This is a genomic window from Streptomyces sp. NPDC046915 (assembly GCF_040644935.1).
Lineage (GTDB): Bacteria > Actinomycetota > Actinomycetes > Streptomycetales > Streptomycetaceae > Streptomyces.
The window spans coordinates 416,131-440,515 of record NZ_JBEYXB010000001.1; the positions used below are offsets into that span (position 1 = coordinate 416,131).

Annotated in this window: 15 protein-coding genes; 7 read left to right on the forward strand and 8 right to left on the reverse strand. The window is 71.9% G+C overall.

Features of this window, described 5'->3' with window-relative positions:
- Positions 1 to 20 precede the first annotated feature (20 nt).
- The gene (locus tag ABZ915_RS01850) at positions 21 to 1,259 is read left to right on the forward strand and encodes a cytochrome P450 (protein ID WP_361794124.1); all 1,239 of its coding nucleotides are present in this window, start codon (positions 21 to 23) and stop codon (positions 1,257 to 1,259) included.
- Between the two features lie 32 nt (positions 1,260 to 1,291).
- Here the strand turns inward: ABZ915_RS01850 and ABZ915_RS01855 are convergent, their stop codons facing one another.
- On the reverse strand, positions 1,292 to 5,134 hold the full coding sequence (locus ABZ915_RS01855) for a hypothetical protein (RefSeq protein WP_361794127.1): 3,843 nt from the start codon (positions 5,132 to 5,134) through the stop codon (positions 1,292 to 1,294).
- Positions 5,135 to 5,528: 394 nt separating this feature from the next.
- Entirely contained in the window at positions 5,529 to 8,024 is a 2,496-nt protein-coding gene (locus ABZ915_RS01860; protein WP_361794130.1) for a SpoIIE family protein phosphatase, read from the reverse strand.
- A gap of 196 nt (positions 8,025 to 8,220) precedes the next feature.
- Between ABZ915_RS01860 and ABZ915_RS01865 the strand changes: the two genes are divergently transcribed.
- Positions 8,221 to 8,886: a DUF1579 family protein gene (locus tag ABZ915_RS01865; protein ID WP_361794133.1), complete on the forward strand. Its 666-nt coding sequence runs from the start codon at positions 8,221 to 8,223 to the stop codon at positions 8,884 to 8,886.
- A gap of 34 nt (positions 8,887 to 8,920) precedes the next feature.
- Here the strand turns inward: ABZ915_RS01865 and ABZ915_RS01870 are convergent, their stop codons facing one another.
- Both ABZ915_RS01870 and ABZ915_RS01875 read right to left on the reverse strand, forming a co-directional pair.
- On the reverse strand, positions 8,921 to 9,952 hold the full coding sequence (locus tag ABZ915_RS01870) for a LacI family DNA-binding transcriptional regulator (protein ID WP_361794136.1): 1,032 nt from the start codon (positions 9,950 to 9,952) through the stop codon (positions 8,921 to 8,923).
- A gap of 95 nt (positions 9,953 to 10,047) precedes the next feature.
- Entirely contained in the window at positions 10,048 to 11,364 is a 1,317-nt protein-coding gene (locus ABZ915_RS01875; RefSeq protein ID WP_361794139.1) for a phosphoribosyltransferase family protein, read from the reverse strand.
- Between the two features lie 83 nt (positions 11,365 to 11,447).
- On the opposite strand from ABZ915_RS01875, the gene ABZ915_RS01880 reads away from it, so the two are divergent.
- The gene (locus tag ABZ915_RS01880; RefSeq protein ID WP_361794142.1) at positions 11,448 to 12,578 is read left to right on the forward strand and encodes a CapA family protein; all 1,131 of its coding nucleotides are present in this window, start codon (positions 11,448 to 11,450) and stop codon (positions 12,576 to 12,578) included.
- A 42-nt stretch (positions 12,579 to 12,620) separates the two neighbouring features.
- Here the strand turns inward: ABZ915_RS01880 and ABZ915_RS01885 are convergent, their stop codons facing one another.
- Together ABZ915_RS01885 and ABZ915_RS01890 are read right to left on the reverse strand one after the other, a co-directional pair.
- Positions 12,621 to 14,036 carry an FAD-binding oxidoreductase gene (locus ABZ915_RS01885; RefSeq protein ID WP_361794145.1) on the reverse strand — a complete coding sequence of 472 codons (1,416 nt, stop codon included), beginning with the start codon at positions 14,034 to 14,036 and terminating at the stop codon, positions 12,621 to 12,623.
- Positions 14,037 to 14,102: 66 nt separating this feature from the next.
- On the reverse strand, positions 14,103 to 17,345 hold the full coding sequence (locus tag ABZ915_RS01890; RefSeq protein ID WP_361794148.1) for a BTAD domain-containing putative transcriptional regulator: 3,243 nt from the start codon (positions 17,343 to 17,345) through the stop codon (positions 14,103 to 14,105).
- Between the two features lie 94 nt (positions 17,346 to 17,439).
- Between ABZ915_RS01890 and ABZ915_RS01895 the strand changes: the two genes are divergently transcribed.
- Positions 17,440 to 18,678 (forward strand): FAD-dependent oxidoreductase, encoded by a 1,239-nt coding sequence (locus ABZ915_RS01895; protein WP_361794151.1) that lies wholly within the window; start codon positions 17,440 to 17,442, stop codon positions 18,676 to 18,678.
- 34 nt (positions 18,679 to 18,712) lie between these two features.
- Here the strand turns inward: ABZ915_RS01895 and ABZ915_RS01900 are convergent, their stop codons facing one another.
- Positions 18,713 to 19,216 (reverse strand): hypothetical protein, encoded by a 504-nt coding sequence (locus ABZ915_RS01900; protein ID WP_361794154.1) that lies wholly within the window; start codon positions 19,214 to 19,216, stop codon positions 18,713 to 18,715.
- Positions 19,217 to 19,371: 155 nt separating this feature from the next.
- On the opposite strand from ABZ915_RS01900, the gene ABZ915_RS01905 reads away from it, so the two are divergent.
- On the forward strand, positions 19,372 to 21,699 hold the full coding sequence (locus ABZ915_RS01905) for a GH92 family glycosyl hydrolase (protein ID WP_361794157.1): 2,328 nt from the start codon (positions 19,372 to 19,374) through the stop codon (positions 21,697 to 21,699).
- 74 nt (positions 21,700 to 21,773) lie between these two features.
- Positions 21,774 to 22,265, forward strand: coding sequence for a peptidylprolyl isomerase (locus tag ABZ915_RS01910; RefSeq protein WP_361794160.1), 492 nt, complete (start codon positions 21,774 to 21,776; stop codon positions 22,263 to 22,265).
- Between the two features lie 78 nt (positions 22,266 to 22,343).
- Here the strand turns inward: ABZ915_RS01910 and ABZ915_RS01915 are convergent, their stop codons facing one another.
- Positions 22,344 to 23,714 carry a HEAT repeat domain-containing protein gene (locus ABZ915_RS01915; protein ID WP_361794163.1) on the reverse strand — a complete coding sequence of 457 codons (1,371 nt, stop codon included), beginning with the start codon at positions 23,712 to 23,714 and terminating at the stop codon, positions 22,344 to 22,346.
- Between the two features lie 111 nt (positions 23,715 to 23,825).
- Between ABZ915_RS01915 and ABZ915_RS01920 the strand changes: the two genes are divergently transcribed.
- On the forward strand, positions 23,826 to 24,383 hold the full coding sequence (locus ABZ915_RS01920) for a hypothetical protein (RefSeq protein ID WP_361794166.1): 558 nt from the start codon (positions 23,826 to 23,828) through the stop codon (positions 24,381 to 24,383).
- Positions 24,384 to 24,385: the final 2 nt, after the last annotated feature.

Below are 24,385 nucleotides of genomic sequence, written 5' to 3' on the forward strand. Positions count from 1 at the left end.
CCGACCATTCGAGGACGACGATGACCACCGCACCCGTCACCGGCCCCGCGTCGGCCGACATCCCCCGGTTCCCCCCTCCGCGGTCCTCCGCCTGCCCCTTCGACCCCTCCCCCGAACTGCGCGGCCTCGCCCTCAGGGGTCCGCTGACCCGCGTCCGGTCCTGGGACGGCAGCACCCCGTGGGCGGTGACCGGCCACGCCGAGCAGAAGGCACTCCTCGGCGATCCCCGCCTCAGCGCCGACTTCGCCCACCCCGGCTTCCCCAGCCCCGTCCCCCACCACGGCGGCGGCAAGCAGGCCGCCACCGATCTGAGTTTCGTCGGGATGGACGACCCCGAGCACGCCCGGCTGCGCCGCATGGTCAGCGGTGCCTTCACCATCAAACGGGTCGAGGCCCTGCGCCCGGCCGTGCAGCGCACGGTCGACGACTTCCTGGACACCATGCTGGCCGGCCCCAAGCCCGCCGACCTGGTCCAGGCACTCGCCCTGCCCCTGCCCTCCCTGGTCATCTCCGACCTGCTCGGCGTCCCCTACGAGGACCACGACTTCTTCCAGACCAACAGCAGGACCCTCGTGTCCGCCGTCGCCACCGCCGAGGAACGGCACGCCGCGCACACCGACCTCGCCGAGTACCTGGACGACCTGGTGGCGACGAAGCTCACCCGCCCCGGTGACGACCTGCTGTCCGCCCTCGCCGCCCGCGTCCACGCCGGCGAGCTGACCCGCCGCGAGGCCGCCACCATGGGCGTGCTCCTGCTGCTCGGCGGACACGAGACGACCGCCAACATGATCAGCCTGGGCACCCTGCTGCTCCTCCAGCACCCCGACCAGCTCGCCCTGGTCCGCGACGCCCACGAACCCGCGGCGATCGTCTCCGCCGTGGAGGAACTCCTCCGCTACCTCTCCGTCGTCCATCTCGGCCGCCGGCGCACCGCCCTGGACGACATCCGGATCGCCGGCAAGACCATCCACGCCGGAGAAGGCGTCATCCTCCTCGGCGAACTCGCCAACCGCGACCCGTCCGTCTTCCCCGACCCCGACCGCCTCGACCTCACCCGCCAGGCCCGCCACCACCAGGCGTTCGGCGCGGGCACCCACCACTGCCTCGGGCAGCCCCTGGCCCGCATGGAACTCCAGGTCGTCTACCCCACCCTCTTCCGCCGCCTCCCCACCCTGCGCCTGGCCACCGACGTGGACCGGATTCCCTTCAAGTACGACTCGGTCATCTACGGCGTGTACGAGCTGCCGGTCACCTGGTAGGTCAGGCATCACCATGGCCGTACCGCGCGGCCTCAGCAGGATGCGCGGTACGGCATGTCGTGCACATACGTCCGCCATTCGGATCGTGGCAGGCCGGTGCCGACCCGTCGGCAGACCTCGCCCGCCACCTGGTCCGGAGCGATGTCGTAGCTTTCCAGCGGTACGTGTTCTCCGGAGACGTACAAGGTGCGGTCGTCCGCCCCGAAGGCCAGCGCCGTGACGCCCCCTCCTGAGGTGGAGAGGGCCGAGCCGATCGCCAGCCTGGTCGTGACGTCCCACAGGTGCACGTTGCCGTCGTCCGTGCCCACGGCCAGAGTGGTGCCGTCGTGGGAGAAGGCGATCGCCGAGACCGCCGCGCTGCCGTCGCTCCCCGCGTCCGACGTGACGGGCAGCTCGCCCAGGCGCCGCCGGGCACGGCCGTCCCAGAGGGTGACCCATCCGTCTTCGTCACCTGCCGCGAGGCGGTCGCCGTCGTGGCTGAGGGCCACCACCGTGGGTGACCCCTGAGTGAGGATGTGACTCGTCGTCCGGCCCGTTGCGAGATCGATGACCTGCCCGTCCGGGGTGACCAGGAACCGGCCGTCGTCCGGCAGGGTCAGGGAGTCTCCGGAGGTGTTCTTCCACCTGCCGGTTCTGGCGTGACGGCGTACGTCCCAGCGCTCGATCCGGTCACCGGCCAGCGACAGCAGCAGGGCTCCGTGGTCGTCCAGCGCCAGCGCGTCGACGCTCGCTTCGTCATCGCCCGGTGCGGGAACGTGGAAAGTGGTGTGTCCGGTGGGATGACTGGTGTCCACGCCGGTGAGGGTGACTTCGTCGTCGTCTTCGTTCCAGTCGGTGGAGAAGTAGACGAAGGTCCGGCCGTCGGGTGAGAACGCCGCCTTGTCCGTACAGCTCGGCTCCTCACCGACGCCGTCCTCCATGGGGCAGCGGGCCGTGGGCAGACGATCGGTCAGCACCCTGTTGTGCGTCACGTCGACAAGCTTCAGGCGGCGTCGGCCGCCCGACTGCCGTGCCACGGCCAGCAGCCGGCCGTCCGCGCTGAAAGCGGCGCTGGTCGTCACATCCTGCCGGTAGCCCGGCTGCAGGGCATGGCCGAGGGAAAGCGACCTCACGGTGGTGCTCACACCGCTCGACACGTACCGGATCAGACCGTCGCGCTGGTCGAGTTGCAGGTCCGAGGGACTCTGTGCCGTCACCGGAGCCCGGAACACGGGCGTCTCCGGTGCGTCGAGCCTCCATAGGAGCACCTCGTTGTCGTTACCGGCGATGACGAACCGTCCGTCCGGTGTGTACGCCGTCGTCTCGAGGCCGTGGTGCTTGATTCCCTTGCGTTCCTTGCCCGATGGCACGTCCCAGATGCGCATGCCGCTGCTGGTCGTGACCGCCAGTTCGTCGCCGACCGGAACGAAACGGATGCCCACGGATGTGCACTGCTCGCTGTGCAGCGCCGTCCAGGGACCCGGTGACCGGTGGTGTGTCGCGATGTTCCAGACCTCGATCCTGTCGTGGGAGCAGTCGGCGAGGAAGCGGTCGTCGGAGCTGACGTCCGCGTCGCCATCGAGCATGACGGCATTGGCGATGGTGTCGTCGCCGCTGCCGAGGCGGAAGGTCCCGCCGCCGAGCTCCCACAGCTCTCCCCGGCGAGGGGCCTTACCGGACTGGAACAGCAGCTTGTGGTGGCGTACGTCCCACAGCCGCGTCAGAGCCCCTGTTTCGACGTTCGTGGCGGAAAAGAGCAGAGTGCGCCCGCTCGGGCCGAACGAAATGGATGTCATGTCGACATCGGGAAGCTGCCCGATCCGCCGCCCCGTGCTCACGTCGTACAGGTTCACGTCCTGGCCGGTGCCGACCGCCAGGGTCCGTCCGTCCGGTGAAAGGGCGCTCTTCAGCGTGGCTGGCTCCTCGTCCGAGGGAATCCGGAAGGAGGAGAGCCGGTGATGTGCGCGCACGTCCCAACGTGTGGCTCGCCCGCTTTCGACGGACACGGCGATGCGTCCGCCGTCACTGAGATACGTGGCATCGGAGTAGGCGTCGGCGGGCCCTGGTATCCGGAAAACGTCGTGGTTCTTCTGCGCCATGGCCCCCACCAGCGCCGAACGCGTCTCGGGCAGGTCGGCGATCTTCCAGGCGGCGAGGCTGAGCCGCATGGCGGTCAGCGGGTCGGACGCACGCAGGCTCTCCGCCACGGCGGCGACGCGGCGCGCCTCGGCCTGCACCTTTCTGCGGTCGCCGGCACGGTTCTGCTGCCAGGCCACCAGGCCGGCCACCAGGGCCAGGGCGACGACCGCGGAGAGGACCATGGCGAAAGCACGGGTACGCCGTGCCGTACGCGCCGCCGACCGGCGCTCGTGCTCCGCGGCCGAGATCCCGGCGGACAGGAAGGACCACTCCAGCTCGGTCAGAGCGGTGCGCTGACCGGGCGCGGCGAAGGCCTCGGCTGCCGCCGCCAGGCGCGTGCCGCGGTACAGCGCCCCGAGATCGCGGTCCAGGTCCTGCCAGGCGCGGGCCGCCTCGGTCAGCCGGCGGTGGGTGCGAAGGCGGTCGCGTTCGGCGTCGATCCAGCCGCGCAGCCGGGGCCAGGCACTGATCACGGCCTCGTGCGCCAGGTCCACCGTGTCGCCGTCCAGGGTGATCAACCGGGCGGCCGCGAGGCACTCCAGGACCACGGCGGCGTCGTCACGGGCGTCCTCGGGGGCCGCTCCCTCGAGTTCGGCGCGCTCGGCGGGACGGCGGGTGTCGGATGTCCCTTCACCTGGGCTGATCAGGCGCAGCAGTATGCCTCGGGCCAGAGCGGACTGGATGGCGGTGAGCCGGCCGAAGGCCTCCTCCGCGGTGCGGGCGATCGCTCCGTGCAGGCCGCCGGCCGCCTCGTACGCCGTCTCGTTCAGGGCGCGGCTCCTGCGGCGGCGCCAGGTCTCCAGCAGGGCGTGGGACATCAGCGGGAGTGCGCCCGGTTCGCCCTCCACCTCGGTGAGCAGCCGCGCGGTCAGGGGACGTTCGACGATGCAGCCCGCTGCCTGGGCCGGTTTGACGATCGCCTCCCGTAACTCGTCCCGGCTCATCGGGGCGACCAGCAGCGTGGCGTCCTGGAGCGCGGCCGTCAGGCCGGGGTGGACGGCGCACCGTCCCAGGAAGTCGGCCCGCACACCGATGACCACGCGCAGCCGGCTCGCGGGGTCCGTGGCGGTCAGGAGCCGTTCGATGAACCGGTCGCGTTCGGCGGGGTCGTCGCACAGCGTGTAGAGCTCTTCGAACTGATCCACGATCAGCCACGTGTCACCGGCCGCGTCCGCGTCCTTCGGCACGAGGCGATCGGCGTGGACACGCATCGGGTGGCCGCCGGGCGTCAGGACGCGCAGCGCGGCCGGCCGCGGGACCTCCCCGTTCGCGGTGCGGAGCCGGGGAATGAGGCCTGCGCGCAACAAGGAGGACTTGCCGCTGCCGGACGGTCCGAAGACGGCGGTGAAGCGGCTGGTCCGCGTCAGCTCGACCAGGCGGTCGGTGAGTCGGTCCCGGCCGAAGAACAAGGCGGCGTCCGCGGGTTCGAAGCGGGCCAGGCCCCGGTAGGGCGGCTCCGCCTCCGGGTCGTCGGCGCGGGGCTCGGCCACCGTTTCGGCGTGAGCCGTGCGCCATCTTTCCTCCCACTCCTCCGGGTCCCCGTCACAGGCGCGGACGTAGGCCAGGACGACCGGCAGGGTCGGCAGCCGCTCGCCGGCGGCGGCCTGTGACAGCGTGCTCGCGCCCTGGCCGGTGCGCTCCGCCATCGCCCGGTAGGTGGGGCTGCCGGCCTCGGCCCGCAGCTTGCGTAACTCGAACGCCAGCCGTTGCACCGGGCCCGCGCTCGGATCCAGCGGACTCTCGGGACGCCCCGCCATCGACCGCTCCTCTCCCCCGCCTCCCCCGTGGCGGCGCAGGGGCCGACAACGTACGCACCCTGGAGGCGGCACGGCAACCCGGTGGAACAGGTCGCTGTTCCAGCGGCTCCGCCGCTCCCTGGTCGCCGGGCGCGCCCACGGCCGGCTCGCGCTGTGCTGGTCGACCGGCCCGTGGACGGGCCTCTCCGTCGAGCACCACGGGACGATCCGTGAACTCGCCGGGTACGTCCGCTCGACATCGTTCCTGCCGCCCTCGGTGCTCGCCGACCGTGCCGCCGGGTTCGACGCCGGCCTCACCGCCGAACCCAGCCGCCACACGGTCGACGACCGCCTCACCGAAGTGGTCGGCCCGGCCTACGAACTGGGCCGCGAACCAACCGCCTCTCGGGGTCGGTCAGAAGTGGCCGGTCGGGCTCTGTTGCGGCTGGGGCAGAGCGAGCAGGAGGAGCGTCACGTCGTCGTCGTGGACGGCGGTGTCCGGGATGAGGGTTTCGATCAGCCGGGCCGCGGCCTGATCGAGGATCTCCGGGTCCGCGGGCGCGTCCTTCAGGGCGACCTGGAGAGTGTGGGTGAGGGCATCGATCTGGGCGTCGATGTCGGTGCCGGGCCGCTCGACCAGCCCGTCGGTGTAGAGCGCGAGGGTGCTGCCCGGCGGCAGCGGGTGGGTCGTCTCCTGGAACGGCACCGCGCCTCCGGACGAATCGTTGACGCCCAGCGGCACGCTCACCGGTGCCCGCAGTCGGTGGGCGGGGCCGTCCGGGGACAGGGCGATGACCGGCAGGTGTCCGGCCGAGCACAGGCTGACCTCGCCGGCGGCCTGGTCGATGACGAGGTAGACGCAGGTGACGAGCTGGTCCGCCAGGTCGCTGACGAACGCGTCCAGTCCGGCCATGAGCCGGCTGGGCGGTATGCCGGTGCGCGCCAGTGCGTGGGAGGCCGCGCGCAGCTGGCCCATGACGGCCGCCGCCTCCAGGCCCCGGCCCATCACGTCGCCGATGACGACACCGGTGCGGTGCTGGTCCAGCGGAATGATGTCGAACCAGTCTCCGCCGACTCCGGGGTCCTGCTCGGACGCCAGGTACCGGTGTGCGCTGGGCAGGTACGGCAGGCGGGGCGGCTCGCCCATCAGGCTGTGCTGGAGGGTGTGGGCGATGCGTCGGTGCTGCTCGTAGCGCTCGGCGCGTTCGGCCTCGGTCTGTCTGCGTTCGGTGATGTCCCGTACGGTCAGGAAGACCAGCGTCTCCTGTTCGGCCTGGAGGCTGCTGACGCTCACCTCCACGGGGAACTCGCTGCCGTCGCGGTGCAGCCCGCACAAGCCCTTGTCCAGCACCATCGGACTCGGGTAGCGCAGCCGCAGGTAGGCGGCGAGGAGCGCGCTGTGCCGCCGACGGCTCCAACGGGGCACCAGATCGATGACCTCGGTGCCGGTGAGGTCGCCCGGCCCATGACCGAACAAGCGTTCCACTTGGGCGTTGGCCATGACGATGGCGCCGTGGCCGTCCGTGATCAGGGTGGCGTCGGGCGCGGATTCCAGCAGTGCGAGAAAGCGCCGGTTGGCCCGCTGGACCTCACGCTGGGCCGCGACCCGTTCGGTGATGTCGGTGACGACACCGCATACGGCGTAGGGCGTACCGGACGGATCCTTGAGGGGGAAGAGAGTGGTGAGGAAGTCCCTCGGCCCTCCCGGCAGGGCGAGGAGTTCCTCGCGTTGCACGGGAGCGCCCTTCGCCAGCATGGCGAGGTCCGTGGCTCGCAAGTGACGCGCGAGATCGGGCGGCATGACGTCCTTGTCCGTGCGGCCCAGCACCCGCTCGCGGGGCAGGTGTGTGCTCTCCTCGAACTGCGCGTTGACCGCCAGGTAGCGGCCGTCCAGGTCCTTGATGAACACCACCGCGGGCGTGTGGTCCATGAACGCCTGAAGCAGTTCGGTCTGCCGCACCTGCCACTGGGCACGGGCGTGCGCCACCTCGACACGGCAGCCCACGGCCAGCGCGCCGAAGATGATCGCGGAGAAGACGACCACGTGGCCGCACACCAGCAGCGCGATGCCCAGCCGCGCCCCGTACAGCCCCGCGTCCTCGCCCGCCAGGACGAGCCACCCCAGCACCAGCGGCGCCACCAGGGCGGTGGCGAACAGCCGGCGGCCCAGCGCGCCCGTGGTTCCCGCGTTCAGCAGCAGGCCCGCGACGCCTTCGTCGGGCCGGGCCAGGAAGGCGGCCGCACCCAGCAGGACCAGGGCCAGCCCCGTGTGCAGGGCCACACCCGTGTAGCCGCCGAACCGTTCCAGTTCGGGGACGCCGTAGGCGAAGCCGTAGAGCCGCGCCATGCCCACGGCGAAGACGGCCAGGCCGGGGATCTGACTCGTCCAGGCGGACAGACGGGGGCTGCTCGCGCACCATGACGCCAGGGCCGTCAGCGCCAGCGCCGCGGCCGTGTTCGGTGCCATGCGTCCGGGGACCTCTGTCGCCACCCGCGCGGTGTCGTCGTCGAAGAGGAGCTGGTCGATGCCCAGGCCCGTCCTGGTGACGTACTCCGCGATGGTGAGCCCGGCGATCAGCGCGGCCAGGAGCGCCGTCGCACGGGCCGTGGCGATCGTTCGCGGGGTCGCGGGTGTGCGGGCCACCGCGAACAGGGAGACGCCGAGCGCCAGGAGAGCCACGGCCGAGTTCGCCTTCATGGACGTGTCCACGCGGGGCAGTACGCTCTTCAGCGCGTCGATGCCGAAGATCCAGCCGGCCAGGCCCACCGCCCCGAGCGCGGCGGCCAGCAGGGACACCACCTGAGCAACGGCGCGAGCGGCGGCCAGGGCGGGCTGCTGGAACGGCAGACCCTCGGCCTGCACTGCTCCGGGCACGCGGGGCAGCTCGGACGTCGACTGCTCTTTCGTCACCAAAATCTCATCCTTTTGATGAACGTTCTCATCGCACGCACACATCAGGCACTCATCAGCTTAAATGCTGCAAAATATATGGATACGCACATAAGAGGCATTCACCGCACCATGGCAGGCTCTGCCCATCCATAAGGCCACGCTGGAAGACTGTGCGCCCGGCTCACAGAACCCTCTGGACTCCTTGGAGACAGCCATGGCCTCCTTACGCAAGCCTTTCTCCGTGCTGATGGCCACGGCCCTGGCCGTGCTGGGCCTGACCGGACTGGCAGGCGCGGCACCCCGAACCCCGGACACCGGTGCCGAAGCCCATGCCGGTACCGAACTGGTCCAGGACACACAGTCCGGGCCGCTCGACCCCGGCCCCTTCCACCGGCGCCTCGACCCGCTGGTCGGCGAGTGGAAGGCCGTGAAGTACAACTGGATCCTCGGCAGCGCGGACAAGCCCGTCGTATCCCGGGACATCACCGTCCGGACCCGGTGGATCACCAGGACCGGCGGCCGTTTCCTGGAGGAGAGGACAACGGGCACCCTGGGCGGCACCGCCTACTTCCGCGAGGGCATCCTCGGCTTTTCCAACATCGACCGCCGCTACGAGTGGACGACGTTCGACAGCGTCACACCGACCGCGATGACCTACCGCGGCCCCGCGCTGACCGAAGGCACCTCGGTCATCTCGATCCCCGGCGAGTTCACCGACCCCGGCATCCTGGGGCCGGAGTATCTCGGCAGGACCATCCCGATGCGCACGGTCATCACCATCGCGCCGGACGACCGGCACACGTTCGATCTCTACTTCACACCCCCCGGCCAGGCCGAACGGCTCGTCGACCGGGTCATCTACACCAAGAAGCTCAGCTGACCCCGGCGCCTTCGCGCACGCCCCGCACCACGGTTCAGGCGGGTTCTCCGGTGGTACCGCGCAGGACGAGGCGCGGGGTCAGTACGACCTCTCGGGGCTCGGTGCGGTCCCGGTCCAGGCGTTCGACGGCGGCGGTCACCGCGTGCCGGGCCTGTTCCCGGGCGCTCTGGCTGACGGTGGTCAGGTTGAAGCAGCTCAGCCGGGAGAGCGTGTCGTCGTCGTAGCCGGCCACGGACACCTCGCCCGGGACGGCGACACCGGCCCGGGACAGGGCGGCCAGAACACCGATGGCGCACTGGTCGTTGAACGCGACGACCGCCGTGGGCAGTTGGGGGCCGCCGAGGAGATGACCGACGGCGCGTTCGCCGGCCGCTTCGGTCTTGTCCCCGGTGAGAACCCGGATGTGGCCGTCCAGGCCGTGGCGGCGCATGGCGGTGCGGTAGCCGCGGCGCCGGTCGGTGGCGATGACCCCCTTGCCGCCGTCCACGTAGACGATGTCGCGATGGCCGAGTCCGACCAGGTGGTCGACGATCTGGCCCACGCCGTCGTCGTCGGCGGTGCGTACGACGTCCAGGGCGGCACCGGCGATGCGGCGGCCCACGGCGATGACGGGGGCCTTGTTGTCGAGGGCGGCGAGCGCGTCCGCGGGCGCGGTCGGACCGAGCAGGATCAGCGCCTCGCTGCGGAAGGCCAGCAGGGTGTCGACCGCGGTGTGTTCGTCACGGGTGCGGGTGAGGGTGCTGAGGACCAGGTCGTAGCCGACCTCTTCGGCCGCGGTGTGCAGGTGCTCGACCAGCTCGGCGTGGAAGGGGCTGTGGATGTCGACCATGACGCCGAGCAGCCGGCTGCGCCTGCTGGCCAGCGTGCTGGCGGTACGGTCCACCTGGTACCCGAGGTCGGCGGTCGCCTTCAGGACGCGCTTCCGGGTCCGTTCGCTCGGACCGGGCACACCGCGCAGCACCAGGGACACCGTCGCCGTGGACAGACCCACCCGTGCGGCCACGTCCTCCAGCCTGGGGCGCTTGTGCGCGCCGTTCCGGTGACGTACGGAACCGCTGTCGTCCACTTGTGCCTCCCCGCGGCGGATCCCCTTGCGCGACGCCCTTGACGCTCTTGACGCCCGCAGAAAACTAGGGCGATGATACCAGTGTTTAAAGCGCTTCAAGTCATGGCGTGGGCGGCCGGGGCCAGATGATCGGTGAACCAGTCGCGGGCCAGGTCGGTGACCGCCTCCAGGGCGCCGGGCTCCTCGAAGAGGTGGGTGGCACCGGGGACGACCGCGAGCCGGTTCTCGCAGCGCAGCTGGGCCTGGGCCCGGCGGTTGAGGCCGAGCACCATCTGGTCGTGGCCGCCGACGATCAGCAGGGTCGGTGCCGCCACGGCAGGCAGGCGCGGCCCGGCCAGGTCGGGCCTGCCGCCGCGGGAGACGACCGCCGCGACCCGCGCGCCCTGTTCCGCGGCGGCGCACAGGGCGGCGGCCGCGCCGGTGCTGGCGCCGAAGTAGCCGACCGCGAGCCCTTCGCTCTCCGGCTGTCCGCGCAGCCAGGTGGTGACGTCCACCAGGCGGCCGGCCAGCAGGTCGGTGTCGAACACGTTGGCCCTGTCGCCCTCCTCGTCCCGGGTGAGCAGGTCGAAGAGCAGGGTGCCGAGGCCGGCCCGGTTGAGCCCGGCCGCGACGAACCGGTTGCGCGGGCTGCGGCGGCTGCTGCCGCTGCCGTGCGCGAACACCACGAGCCCCGTCGCGCCGTCGGGCACGGTCAGATCTCCGCGCAGCCGCAGGGCACCGGCGGCCATGTCGACCTCCCGGTCCGGTGGCACGGTGTCCGCGGCCCTTCCGTACGGCCGGCCCGACGTCTGTTCCAGGAGGGTGACGACCTCGTCGTCGGCGAGCTGGGAGAAGTCGTCGTAGAACTGGCCGATCGCGTAGAAGCGCCGGGGCGTGTCCAGACAGACCAGTTCGTCCGCCTCACCGCCCAGCCGCGCGGTCCAGTCGCGCGGTGCCACGGGCACGGCCAGCACGATCCGCGCCGCTCCCCGTGCCCGGGAGATCCGGCAGGCCGCCCGTGCGGTCGAGCCGGTGGCGACACCGTCGTCGACCACCACCACCGTCCGCCCCGCCAGGCGCACCGGCTCCCGCTCGCCCCGGTACCGCCGGGCGCGCAGCTCCAGCACCTCGCGCTCGCGCTGCTCGACCTCGGCGAGCTCCTCCCGGGTGACCCGCGCGCCGCGCATCACCTCGTCGTTGATGACCCGGACGCCGTCCTCGCCGATCGCCCCCATGCCCAGCTCCGGCTGGTACGGCACCCCCAGCTTCCGTACCAGGCACACGTCCAGCGGGGCGTTCAGCTCGCGGGCGACCTGTGCCGCCACCGGGACCCCGCCTCGGGGAAGCCCCAGCACCACCACGTTCTGCTCCTTGAGGTACGCCAGCCGGGAGGCCAGCCGCTGCCCCGCGTCGAGACGATCCGTGAAGAACATGACCGGCCTCCTCGTCGGCGCCTGCGTCCCCGCTTCCATTTTCCCGCCGTGGGGAAGCCAGGACGACCGCTTAGCCTGGGAGTATGCGCGGGGGCCTGGTCACCCTCTTCCTCTGCGGTGACGTGATGCTGGGCCGGGGTGTCGATCAGATCCTTCCGCACCCCGGGGACCCGGCGCTGCGGGAGACGTACATCCGTGACGCCCGTGCCTACGTCGAGCTCGCCGAGGCGGTGAACGGAGCGATTCCCCGGCCGGTCGGTTACTCCTGGCCCTGGGGCGATGCCCTGCGGATCCTCGACGAGGCGGCGCCCGACGCCCGGATCGTCAATCTGGAGACCAGCGTCACGCGGGCCGGCCGGTTCGCGCCCGGCAAGGCGGTCCACTACCGGATGAACCCCGCCAACCTGCCCTGTCTGGCCGCCGTCCGCCCCGACGTCTGTGTCCTGGCCAACAACCACGTGCTGGACTTCGGGCTCGGCGGGCTCGACGAGACGCTCGGCGCCCTGGCCGGCGCGAAGCTGAGGACGGCGGGCGCGGGCCGGGACGTGGGCGAGGCGTCGCAGCCGGCGATCATCCCGGTCGAGGGCGGGGGCCGGGTGCTGGTCTTCTCGTGCGGGACGGCGTCCAGCGGCATCCCGCACGGGTGGGCGGCGACCGGCGAGCGCGGCGGTGTGGCCTTCCTGGCCGAGCCGTCCGATGCCGCAGCCGCCGGGATCACCAGCCGTGTGCGGCAGGTGAAGCGGCCGGGCGACATCGCGGTCGTCTCGGTTCACTGGGGGGCGAACTGGGGCTACGGCGTCTCCCGCGACGAGGTCGGCTTCGCCCACGCCCTCGTCGACGGCGGGGCGGACATCGTGCACGGACACTCCTCGCACCATCCGCGCCCCATGGAGGTGTACCGGGGCAAGCCGGTCCTGTACGGCTGCGGCGACTTCGTCGACGACTACGAGGGCATCACCGGCTATGAGCGCTACCGGGACGATCTGCGGCTGCTGTACCTCGTCGCGGCGGACCCGGACACCGGCACGTCGGCCACCGTGCGGATGGTGCCGCTGCTGGCGCGGCGGATGCGGCTGGTGCGCGCTTCCCGTGCCGACACGGAGTGGCTGCGGACCGTTCTGGACCGGGTCAGCAGCCGCGACTTCGGGTCGCACGTCGTCCGCGAGCCGGACGGCACCCTCCTGCTGCGGTCGCCGCTGGAGCGGCGGCCGTGATGGGGCCCGTGGTTCCTGGGGCCCCATACGAGCCGTCGTCGGTCATGCCGCCGCCGAGGGGCGGATGTTCTGGTTGAGGTGGAACATGTTCGTGGGGTCGTAGGTGTCCTTCACCCTCACGAGGCGTTCGTGGACGGCGTCCGGGTACGAGGCCCGCACCCTGTCCTCGGCGGCGTCACCGGTGAAGTTGACGTACATGGTCCCGTGGCCGTGGTGTGCGATGTCCTTGCGGGTGTCGCGGGCCCAGGCGACGTGGGCGTCGAAGTCCGTCGCGTCGGGGGACCGTGCGATCACGTTGCACAGCACGCTCGGCTCCCGCTGGCTGAAGGCCGTGGCGTCGGCGGGTACGCGGGCGTAGGCGCCGCCCAGTTGGTGCAGATGCATCTCGCTGGAGGGCGTGGGCGCTTCCAGATGGTGGCGCAGCAGGGCGTCGATCGAGGCGTCGGACGGCTCGATGAACGCCGACGTGAAGTAGTTGTGCGCGCCGGCCGTCCACAACGGGTCGAGCATCGACTGCATGGCGGTGTACGGCATGGGGCCCATGAGGTCGGCGATGGGTGTGCCCAGCCCGCGCAGCGGAGCGACGACCGGCTCACCGGCCGCGGGGTCGCCCGCGTACATGCCGACGAGCACCAGGACGCGGGTGCCGTGGACCTCCGGCGGCAGGAAGGGCAGCGGAGGTGCCGTCGTCAGGTTGATCAGGGTGGTCAGCTCGTCGGGCATGTCCGCGATCAGCTCCCGCCAGCCCGTGATCACCTGTCGGGCCTGTGCGCGGGGGTAGACGATCAGGCCGCCCAGGATCTGGGGCCCGACGGGATGCAGCTGGTACTCGAACGACGTGACGACACCGAAGTTGCCGCCGCCGCCTCGCAGCGCCCAGAACAGCTCGGAGTTCTCGTGCTCGTCCGCGCGCACCACGCGGCCGTCCGCGGTGACGACCTCGGCCGCCGTCAGATTGTCGGAGGCGAGCCCGTGGCGGCGCAGGAGCCAGCCCACTCCGCCGCCGAGCGTGAAGCCGGCGATGCCCGTCGAGGAGACCAGGCCGCCGGTCACGGCGAGGCCGAAGGCCTGGGTCTCCTGGTCGAGGTCGCCCCATGTCAGGCCGGCCTGGGCGACCACGCGGCGCCTGCGGGGATCGACGAGGGCGCCCTTCATGGGCGACAGGTCGATGACGATGCCGTCGTCGACGGTCGAGAACCCGGCGATGCTGTGGGCGCCGCCGCGCACGGCGACGGGCAGGTCCTGGCTGCGTGCGAACTCGACGGCGCGGACCACGTCCGCGGTCCCGGCGCAGCGCACGATCAGCGCCGGGTGCTTGTCGTGGGCTCCGTTCCAGACCGCCCTGGCCCGGTCGTAGCCGGCGTCGCCGGGGCGGACGACGGTGCCGCGCAGGCCCGCCTCCAGTTCGGCGATGGTGGCGTCGCCCAGGACGCCCTTTGCCGTGTCGATCGACATCATCGGCTCCTCTTTCCGAGTGTCTTGCGCTGATGTCCCTGACCGTAGGCAGCGCCTCTTAGCACTCACTCAGCAGCCGCTTTGCGCGGTCGGTGTCCGTGGCACCGTGCGCCTCACCACGGCCGCGCCGCGCGTGTCACCGAGGTCGGCGAAGAGGTCGCCGGCCCGCGCTGCCGACGCCCCGGCGGCGTCGCGGTCACCGGCCTCCCACTGGAGCCGCGCCAGCATGAGGGTGACCCAGCCGGCGGCCGGGATCGACCCGGCGATCTGTTCGAGCCGCTGGGCGCGGGTCAGCAGGGTCCGGGCTCGTGCCGTATCACCCGCTGCCCGGGCCACCAGGCCGAGGTGGAGGAGGCTGTTGGTGATGCCCGGGATGTCGTCGGTCTCCTCGAAGCCCACGAGGGCGCGGGAGACGGTGGCCCGCGCGCTCCTGGTGTCCCCGGCGGCCAGGTGGAGCAGGCCGAGGCAGCCGAGGGTGATGCCTTCCTCCCGGCGGTCGCCGAGCCGGCATCTGATCGCCAGCGCCGTGTCGAGGTACTTGCGCGCCGCGTCGTGGTCGCCCCGGCTTCGGTGGATGTTGCCGAGCGTGTTGAGAGCCAGGGACTCCCCGTGCGGGTCGGCCAGCGCGCGGAAGCAGTCGACGCTGTCCTCGGCCGCGGTGACGGCGGCGCCGGGGTCGCCCTCGATGCGGGTCGCCCACGCGAGGTTCGCCAGGACGTAACCGCATGCCCGGGACGGGCCGACCGTGCGGCCGGCGAGCACCGTCTCCTCGAAGAGCAGCGACACCTCCCCCGCGCCGTCGTCCCGGACCGCGTAGCCCGGCGTCATCACCGGGAAGAACGGGCCGCTGTCCGCCTCGGCGTCCGCCAGCAGCCGGAGGCTCTCCGTACAGGCGTCGTGGGCCGCCGTTCCCTCGCCGCGGCAGGCCGCCCAGACGGCCTCGAGGTGCGCGGCGACGGCGAGGACCGGCGTCTCGCCGGCCTCCCGGGCGAGGGTGCGGGCCCGGTCGAGAGCGGTGCGGGCGCGCTCCCAGGCACCGCGCATCCAGAGCAGTACCGCTTGCTGGTAGTAGGCGTACGAGAGCGCAGCCGGTTCCGGCCGGCGCCGGTGGATGGCCACGATCTGCGCGGCGATGTCCTCCAGCGGGGAGCCGTCACCGAGGCGGACGGCCAGTACGGCCTTGCCCATCAGCGCTCTCGCACGCTGCGGTGTGGGCGCCGGTGCGGCGGCCAGGGCGTCGTCGAGCCGCCGCCGGCCCTCGGCGAGGCGCCCGCGTTCGGGCCAGAACGACCGCAGGGCGACCGCCAGCCGCAGCGCGTCGTCCGGTTCGTGCCGCAGGAGCGAGCGCAGGGCGGCCCGGAGATTGTCGTAGTCGGCCTCCAGCTCCAAGGAGGTCGCTCCGGAGACACCCGTGGGCGGCTCGCGGTCCCGCGCCTCGGCGAGCTCCAGGTAGAAGCGCCGGTGACGGGCCTCGGTCGCCGCCTGTTCCCCGGCGGCCCGCAGCCGCTCGGCGGCGTACTGCCGGATCGTCTCCAGCAGCCGGTAACGGGCCTCGTCCTCGTCCTGCCGGGGCTCCATCCCCACCAGGGATTTGTCGGCCAGTCTGCCCAGGAGGTCCAGCACCGGGGTGTGGTCGGTGCCGTCGGCGCACACCTGCTCGACCGCGGCGAGCGTGAAGCCGCCCGCGAAGACGGCGAGCCGGCGCAGCAGACGCCGTTCGTCGTCGTCGAGCAGCCGGTGGCTCCACTCCAGGGTGGCCAGCAGGGTCTCCTGCCTGGTCACGCCGTGCCGGCTGCCCCGGCCGAGCAGCGCGAGGGAGTCGTCCAGGCGCTCGGCGATCTGACGTGGGGCCAGGAGGGGCACCCGAGCCGCCGCCAGTTCGAGGGCCAGGGGCATTCCGTCGAGCCGGAAGCAGATCTGGGCGACGGCCTCGGCGTTCCCCGGGGTCAGCCGGAATCCGGGGGCCGCGTCGGCGGCCCGCTCCACGAACAGCCGCACGGAGGCGAACCGGCCCAGCTCCGCCACGGACGGCAGCCGGCGCGGATCCGGAAGACACAGGGACGGCACCCTGAAGGTGCGTTCCCCGTAGCTGCGCAACGGCTCCCGGCTGGTCGCGAGCACGAAGACGCCCGGGCAGTGGGCCATGATGTCCGAGACCAGGGCGGCGCAGGCGTCGACCAGGTGTTCGCAGTTGTCCAGCACCAGCAGCAGGTCATGGTCGCGGAGTTGTGCGATCAGCGCTGGGCGGGCCCCGCCGGACGGCGGCAGTTGCACTCCGAGGGCTGAGGCGACCGCCTCGGGGAGAAGGTGTGGTTCCGTCAGCGCGGCGAGGTCCACGAAACACGCCCCGTCCCGGAACCGGTCCCCGCGCCGGGCCGCCACGGCGAGCGCGAGCCGGGTCTTGCCGCAGCCGCCGGCCCCGGTGAGGGTCAGCAGCCTGCTGTGTTCGAGCAGTTTCTCCACCTCGGCCGTCTCGCGCTCCCGGCCGATGAGGGCCGTGGCCGGCGTCGGCAGGCGGTGCCGTGGGGCCGCGGGGCGCTGTTCCGGTGCCTCGACCGAGTCGGCCAGCAGGGTTCGGAACAGGCGGCGCGTCTGCGGGTCGGGGTCGGCGCCGGTGTCCTGGCGCAGCGCGTCACGCAGACGTTCGTACGCGGCCAGCGCTTCCCGGCGCCGCCCGGCGTCCGCCAGAGCCCGCATCAGGGCCCGGTGGGCGGGCTCGTCCAGGGGGTTCTGGGCGATCAGGGCGCGCAGCACGTCGATGGCCTCGGCCGCGCGGTGGTCGTGCCCGAGCGCCTCGGCCAGCCCCAGCCTGAGCGTCGTACGCCGGGTCTCCAACGCCGTGGCGGCCTCGTCGGCCCATGGCTCGTAGCGGTCCTCGGGCAGCAGCCCGGCGTCGGCCAGGGCGAGCGCGGCGCCGTAGTCCGCCGCCCCGCCGCCGTCGGACGCCCGCCGTACCGCCTCATCGAGTTCGTCGAGGTCGGTCCGCACGCCGCCGTCGGGGCCGAGCAGCACCATGTCGTCGCGGAGTACGACGACATCGCCGGGCGACCCCGTGGCGGCCAGCGCGCGACGCACGGCGTGCAGCACCTGGTGCAGGTTGTTCGACGCGGCCGTCCGGTCGAGGTCCGGCCACAGAAGGTCGTAGAGCCGCTCCCGGTGCATCCGGTGGCCCGGGGACAGGCTCAGGAGTTTCAACAGGCTCCGGGCCTTGCGCAGCCGCCAGGCCCCGGCGGCGACCGGGCGGTCCGCGACCGCGACGGCGAAACCACCGAGAAGCCGGATGCGCACCTCGTCGGCCATGGCTGCCCTCACGAGCAGGCTACCGCCTGACCGGATCGTGGACCCGTCGGTGGACTACAATATTCACCGAGTGATGAATTGGGCTCTTCCGAAGGGCAGGGCTGCCATGGAGCGGACCACGTGTTGCGTAGTGGGGGGCGGCCCCGCGGGCATGGTGCTCGCGCTGTTGCTGGCCCGGGCCGGCATCGACGTGACGGTGCTGGAGAAGCACGGCGACTTCCTGCGCGACTTCCGCGGCGACACCGTGCATCCCTCCACGCTGGCACTGCTGGACGACCTTGGTCTGGCCGAGCGCTTCGCCCGGCTGCCACAACGCCGGGTACGCACCGTCCAGTTGCCCGTCGGGACCGGCCGGTCGAACGTCACGGTCGCGGACCTCGCGGTGCTGCCCGGCCCGTACAACTACGTGGCGATGGTGCCCCAATGGGATCTGCTGGACCTCCTCGCGGACGAGGCGGGGCGCGAGCCGTCCTTCCAGCTGCGGATGAACACCGAGGCGACCTCGTTCCTGATGGAGGGCGGGCGGGTGACCGGGGTGCGCTACCGCACCTCCGACGGCCGCACCGGCGAACTGCGCGCCCTTCTCACCGTCGCCTGCGACGGCCGCGGATCACTGGCGCGCTCGCTGCCGGAGCTGGGACGGCGCCGCTTCGGCTGCCCGATGGACGCGTGGTGGTTCCGGCTGCCTCGGCGCGAGGAGGACCCCCGTGGACTCGTCGGTGGTGCCGGTGACCGCTTCCTGACCGCGATGATCGACCGCGGGGACTACTGGCAGTGCGCCGCGCTCATCCCCAAGGGCACCGACAGCCGGCGCCGCGCCGCCGGCCTCGACCGGTTCCTCGCCGACTACGCCGCCGCCGTTCCCTGGATCGCGGACCGGACGCATCACCTTCGCTCGTGGGACGAGGTCAAGCTCCTCGATGTGCGGCTGGACCGGCTGCGCCGCTGGCACCGCCCCGGGCTGCTGTGCATCGGCGACGCCGCGCACGCGATGTCCCCGGTCTTCGGCATCGGTATCAACCTCGCCGTGGAGGATGCCGTGGCCGCCGCCCGGCACCTGGTCGAGCCGCTGCGCCACGGGCGGGTGGGGCTGCGCGACGTACGCGGTGTGCAGCGCCGCCGCCGTCCCACCACGGTCGTCACGCAGACCCTCCAGCGGGTGGCCCACGCCCGCGTCATCGCTCCCGTCCTTCAGGGGCAGCCGCCTCTCGGCAGCGTGGACAGGGCGCAGCACATGGCGGGCCTGCTCGCCGGGTCACGGTTCGTACGCCGCCTTCCCGCGTACTTCATCGGGTACGGCGCACTCCGAGAGCGTCCGCCGGCCGCGGCGGTGCGTAAGCAATAGCTCCCCGCTCCGCCGCGCGCGGGCCGCCGCGTACCTATTCCGCCGAGACCCCCGTTCCAGGGTTGACGGCGGAGAAGAGCTTGCCGATGGCGTCCCGGGAGCGGTGCGGGTCCCCTTCGTCCAGTGCCGCCAGGGCGGCGGCAGCGGCCACGCGTACGGGGGTGGGCAGTGCGGCCTCGGCGGCGATCCGGTACGCGGCGCTGCGACGGGCGAATCGCTCCGCGGCGGTCACTCCCCCGGCGCTCATGGGAAAGACGGCCGCTTCGTACTGGGCGACGACGGTGAGGAGGCCGTGGGAGAGGCCTTCGGCATAGCCGCGAGCCATCGCCTCCTGTTCCGCCACGGCGAAGTTGGCCATGACACGCCGCCGTACGAACACGGAGCCGGTCATGCACACGGCTCCGGCCGAGAGGCCGGCGAGGGCCGACGCCGTCCAGCCGCCGAGGAGCGCGCCCAGCACACCGCCCGCCACCACGACCAGGCAGGTGATGCCGCTCCAGAGCAGTACGAGGGCGCGAGCGGGTGTCAGGGTCGTCATGCCGTGCAGTGTGCCAGGACCGTCGGGGCCGGGTGGAGACGGGTCCGCACGCCGAACTCCGTTACTCGCACCCACTCTTGACGAGTACACGCACAGCACGAAGAATGGGCGCGCCGCTCTGACAACGTTGTCCAAAGGGAGGAGTACGGACGCCCATGAGATGGACTCAGCGCATTCGCGGTGCGGGCACGGTGATCGCGGCGGTCGCTCTCCTCGGCGGGGCCCTGACCGCGCCCACGGCCGCGGCGGCCACCGACCGGGACGGTCAACTCACCGATCTCGTCAACCCGTTCATCGGAACCCAGAACGAAGGCAACACCTACCCCGGCGCCGCCGTACCCTTCGGGATGGTGCAGTTGTCGCCGGACACCGGGCACAACACCGGTTACGACTACGCCCAGAACCACATCCGCGGCTTCTCCCTCGTCCACCTCTCCGGCGTCGGCTGCGGCCTGGGCGGCGACCTTCCCGTACTGCCGACCACCGGCGACGTCACGGAGACCGACTACGCGAAATACGAGGCCGCGTTCAGCCATGACACCGAGAAGGCGAGCCCCGGCTACTACAAGGTCGGGCTCGACAGCGGCATCGACGCCGAACTGACCGCGACCGCGCGCACGGGCGTACAGCGCTACACCTTCCCCGCCACGGACAAGGCCGACGTCCTGCTCAACGCGGGCCAGTCGCTGCACCGGACGGTCGCCACCAAGGTCGAGGTCCTCGACAACCGGACCGTGCGCACCGCGATCACCGGCAGCGGCTTCTGCCAGGACACCAAGCCGTACACGGTCTACACGATCACCCGCTTCGACCGCCCGTTCACCGCGTACGGCACCTGGGACGGCACCACGGTCACCGACGGGTCGAGGACCGGCCGGGACGGCGTGTACGTCCGCTTCGACACGACCAGGGACCGGACCGTCGAGGCCACCACCGCCCTGTCGTACGTCGACGCCCACGGCGCCGCCGTCAACCTCCGTGCCGAGGGCGGCCGTTCCTTCGACCGGGTGCGCGACGCCGCACGGCGGGTGTGGGAGGACCGGCTCGACGACGTGCGGGTGCGGGGCGGCAGCGACACCCTCCGCCGCACGTTCTACTCGTCCCTGTACCGGTCCTTCCTCGCGCCCAACATCGGCGGCGACGCCGACGGACGCTACACCGGCTGGGACCAACGGATCCACCGCGCGCGGGGCTTCACGTACTACCAGAACTGGTCCCTGTGGGACACCTACCGCACCCAGTCCCAGCTCCTGTCGCTGCTCGCGCCGCGCGAGGCCCGGGACATGGCGATATCCGTGATCAAGATCGACGAGGAGAGCGGCTGGCTGCCCAAGTGGGGGTACGGCACGGTCGAGACGAACATCATGACCGGCGACCCGGTGACCCCGTTCCTCACCAACGCCTACCAGCAGGGCCTGCTGAAGGGCTATGAGGAACAGGCCTACCGCGCTCTGCGGAAGAACGCCGACGGGGTGCCCCCCGCCGACTCGCCGGCCGTGGGCCGCGAGGCGAACGAGGCGTACATCGCCGACGGCTTCGCCCCGTACATCAAGGGCCGCCCGCACGCGAAGCCAGGAGACTCGGACTACGACCACGGGGCGTCCGCGACACTGGAGTACGCCCTGTCGGACGCCATGCTCGCCGAGATGGCCCGCGGCCTCGGCCATGCCGCCGACGCGGCGCGCTACACCGACCGGGCCCAGAACTACCGCCGGGTGTTCGACACCTCGACCGGCTTCTTCCGCGCGCGGGACGCCGCCGGCGCCTTCACCGGGCCGGACGACCCTGCCAGGAGCGAGGGATTCCACGAGGGCACCGCCTGGCAGTACCAGTGGCTCGTGCCGCAGGACATCCCCGGCATGGTCGGCCTGATCGGCGGCGAGCAGGCGGCCAACGACCGGCTGGACTCCTTCTTCGCCTACGACCAGCTCGTGCGGGAACCCGCCAGGACCGCCCGCGAGGTATGGGTGAACGGTCCGTACGACTACTACAACGCGGACAAGTACAACCCGCAGAACGAGCCCGACCTCATCGCGCCCTACACCTACCTCTCGACCGGCGAGCCGTGGAAGACGACCGACGTGGTGCACGCCGCGCTGACCCTGTTCACGGACACCCCGACCGGCATGACCGGCAACGACGACCTCGGCACGATGTCCGCCTGGAACGTGCTGTCGTCGATCGGTCTCTTCCCGGTGCAGCCCGGCTACGACACCTGGGGACTGTCCACTCCCGTGTTCGACCGGGTCGACCTCACCCTCGACCGGCGCTACTACCCCCACGGGTCCCTCACCGTGACGGCGCCCGGCACCTCGGACGTCCGCCGCTACATCGGGTCGGCCCGCGTCGACGGCTCCTCCTACGACCGCACCTACCTGACGACGCACGACCTGCGGCACATGCGGTCACTGGCGTTCACGGTCGGTGCCGAGCCGTCCGGGTGGGGCACGACCGCCCAGGCCGGGCCGCCCCCGCTGAACTGACCGCGCCGACACAGGACGCCCTTGGGCATGCCCTCCGAGAACGCCGGGCACTGCTTGACGATAGGTTGATCGCCATGAGCGAGAACGTTTACTTCGACATCACGATCAACGACGCACCGGTCGGCCGGATCGTCTTCAGGCTCTTCGACGACGTCGTGCCCAAGACGGCCAGGAACTTCCGTGAGCTGGCCACCGGCCAGCACGGCTACGGTTACGCCGGTTCCTCCTTCCACCGGATCATCCCGCAGTTCATGCTTCAGGGCGGCGACTTCACCCGGGGCAACGGCACCGGCGGCCGGAGCATCTACGGCGAGAAGTTCCAGGACGAGAACTTCACCCTCAAGCACGACCGGCCCTACCTGCTGAGCATGGCGAACGCCGGCCCGCACAGCAACGGGTCGCAGTTCTTCATCACCACCGTCGTCACGGACTGGCTCGACGGCAAGCACGTGGTCTTCGGTGAGGTCGTCGAGGGCCAGGACCTCGTCGACCAGATCGAGGCCCTCGGCAGCGGCAGCGGATCGCCCAAGGGGAAGGTCACCATCTCCGCCAGCGGCACGGTGTAGTCGGCGCCGCCGGTGCGGCGGGCCGGTTCTCGCCCGTTCTCCGGGCGGGTCAACCGGCCCGCACCTGCCGCGGTGGTGTCACACAGGGAGAGCTCCGGCCGGGTGACCGAGCTCTCGCCCGCAGGCGGTGAGAGCGAGCACACCTGAGCCGGCGACCCTGGTGTGCGCCCCCAGGGCGCCGGGATCGACCGAGAGCCGGGCGGCGATGTCCTTGGCGTAGCAGGTGTCGGGTATCCGGTGTTCCTCCTTGACGCGGCGGCACCAGGCGGCGAACTCCTCGGCGTCGGTGAAGTCGGCGCCGTCGAAGGCATCGGCGGGGAAACCGTCCTGATGCGGCAGGAGGTAGCCGGCTTCGGCCGGGTGTGCGGGGCCTTCCTCCCCGCCCTCCGCGGCGGCGAACGCGTCGTAGTGGCGCACCACTTCCCCGTCCTCGGCGAGGCACCAGGCCGTCCAGCCGTCCCCGCAGCTCATTCCGTACCAATGGGCGGCGCCGAACCGGCGGCTGAGGTCGGCGCACCGGCCGCGCACGACGACCGGCAACGTCTCCTCCGGGTCCTCCGCTTCCTCCATGCGGTGAGTGTCCTGGGACGAGCCCCCGAAGACGAGGGTCCAGCCGTCCAGTGCCGGGCTGACGAACGCGCGTGCGCAGCGGCGATGCGGGCGGGGCCGTTCCCAGTCGTGATGGTCATGGTTCCAGGCCGCGGCGCCGGTCCGGAGCGTGACCGGCTCGGGGTCGCCCAGGTCGAACGCCGCCAGCACCGCGTCCTGATCGGTGCTCGGGACCGCGTACCAGGATCCGCACAGGTGCATGCCTTCGGGGATCTCGCCCGATCGCTTGATCCGCGTCAGCCGGCGCCATGCCTCCTGGTCCCCGCTGTCGAGTACGGCCGGCCCGCCGATGGCCGCCAGTGCCTCCAGGGCTCCGGCCCGGATCCCGGGTCCGGTGGCGGGCTCTCGCCGCAGCCGCCGGAGCTTCGGGAGGGCTCCGGTGCCGATCGTCTTGAACACCCGGACCGCTCGCCCGCGGACCTCGGGTTCCGGGTCTCCCAACAGCGGGGTCAACCGGTCCATGAAGGGCACCACGGTCTCGCCCCGGCCCTGGAAGGCGGAGAGCGCGGTGCCGCGGACCCGCGCGTGTGCATGCTTCAGCAAGGGCACGTAGATCCCGGGATCGGCCACTTCCAGCCGTCCCAGGGTCCATGCGGCCCTCCGGGCCACTTCGGGTGAGTCCGCCGACACGGCCGCCTCCGCGAGCGGGAGGAGAGCGGGCTCCCCGATCCTGCACAGCACGTCCGCCGAGACCGTCCAGTCGACGGGTGACCCCTCGTCGCAGAGCACGTCCAGCACCGCCGCGACCACGGCCGCACCCTGTGCCACGAGGGCGTCCCGAGCCGACCGGGTACGGTCCCAGGAACCGGAGAGTTCCCCGGTCAGCAGTCCCTTGTCCATGGCGGGCACCCTAGCCGGGGGGTGTGACATACCAACGCGGTCGCTGCGACGCCGCTGGCGGGACTCACAGCCCGGACTCCTACCTCAGCTCATGCTCAGAACATCGGCAGAATGATCGCTTCCGTCATGGCCCTGCCCTACGGTCAACGGGTCCGACTGCCGGAAGAGCAGTCCTCAGCGGATGGGCGTCTCTTGGAGATCCCGGCTCGTCGTACGACGGTTCTCTCATCGGCGGCGGCAATCGCCGCCCTGGCCACGCTGGTCGTCGGCTGTGCCGGCGAGCACAGCGACAGCCGGCGCTCCCCCCGCACCCCTTCGCCGGCCGCCTCCTCCCGCGCCGTGGACGTGCCCGGGGTATCCGTGACCAAGGCTCCGGCCCTGCTGGAGGGAGAAGTCCTCGCCCAGGCGGCCGACGCCGGTGGCAACCGGGAGATGGACGTCCGGGGCGGGATCAGGCCCGGGGTGCTGTCGGTCCTCGTGACGTGCCAGGGCAAGGGCAGACTGACCGTCTCGGTCGAACCGGTCGGGCTGAGGTTCCCGCTCGACTGCGTGGACGGAAGAGCCGGCAGCGTCCTCAACCAACTGGAGGTGAAGCGCGCCCACGAACACGGAACGGTGAGCGTCACCGCCCCGGCCGGCGTCCGCTGGGCGCTCACCGTCGGACGGTAGGG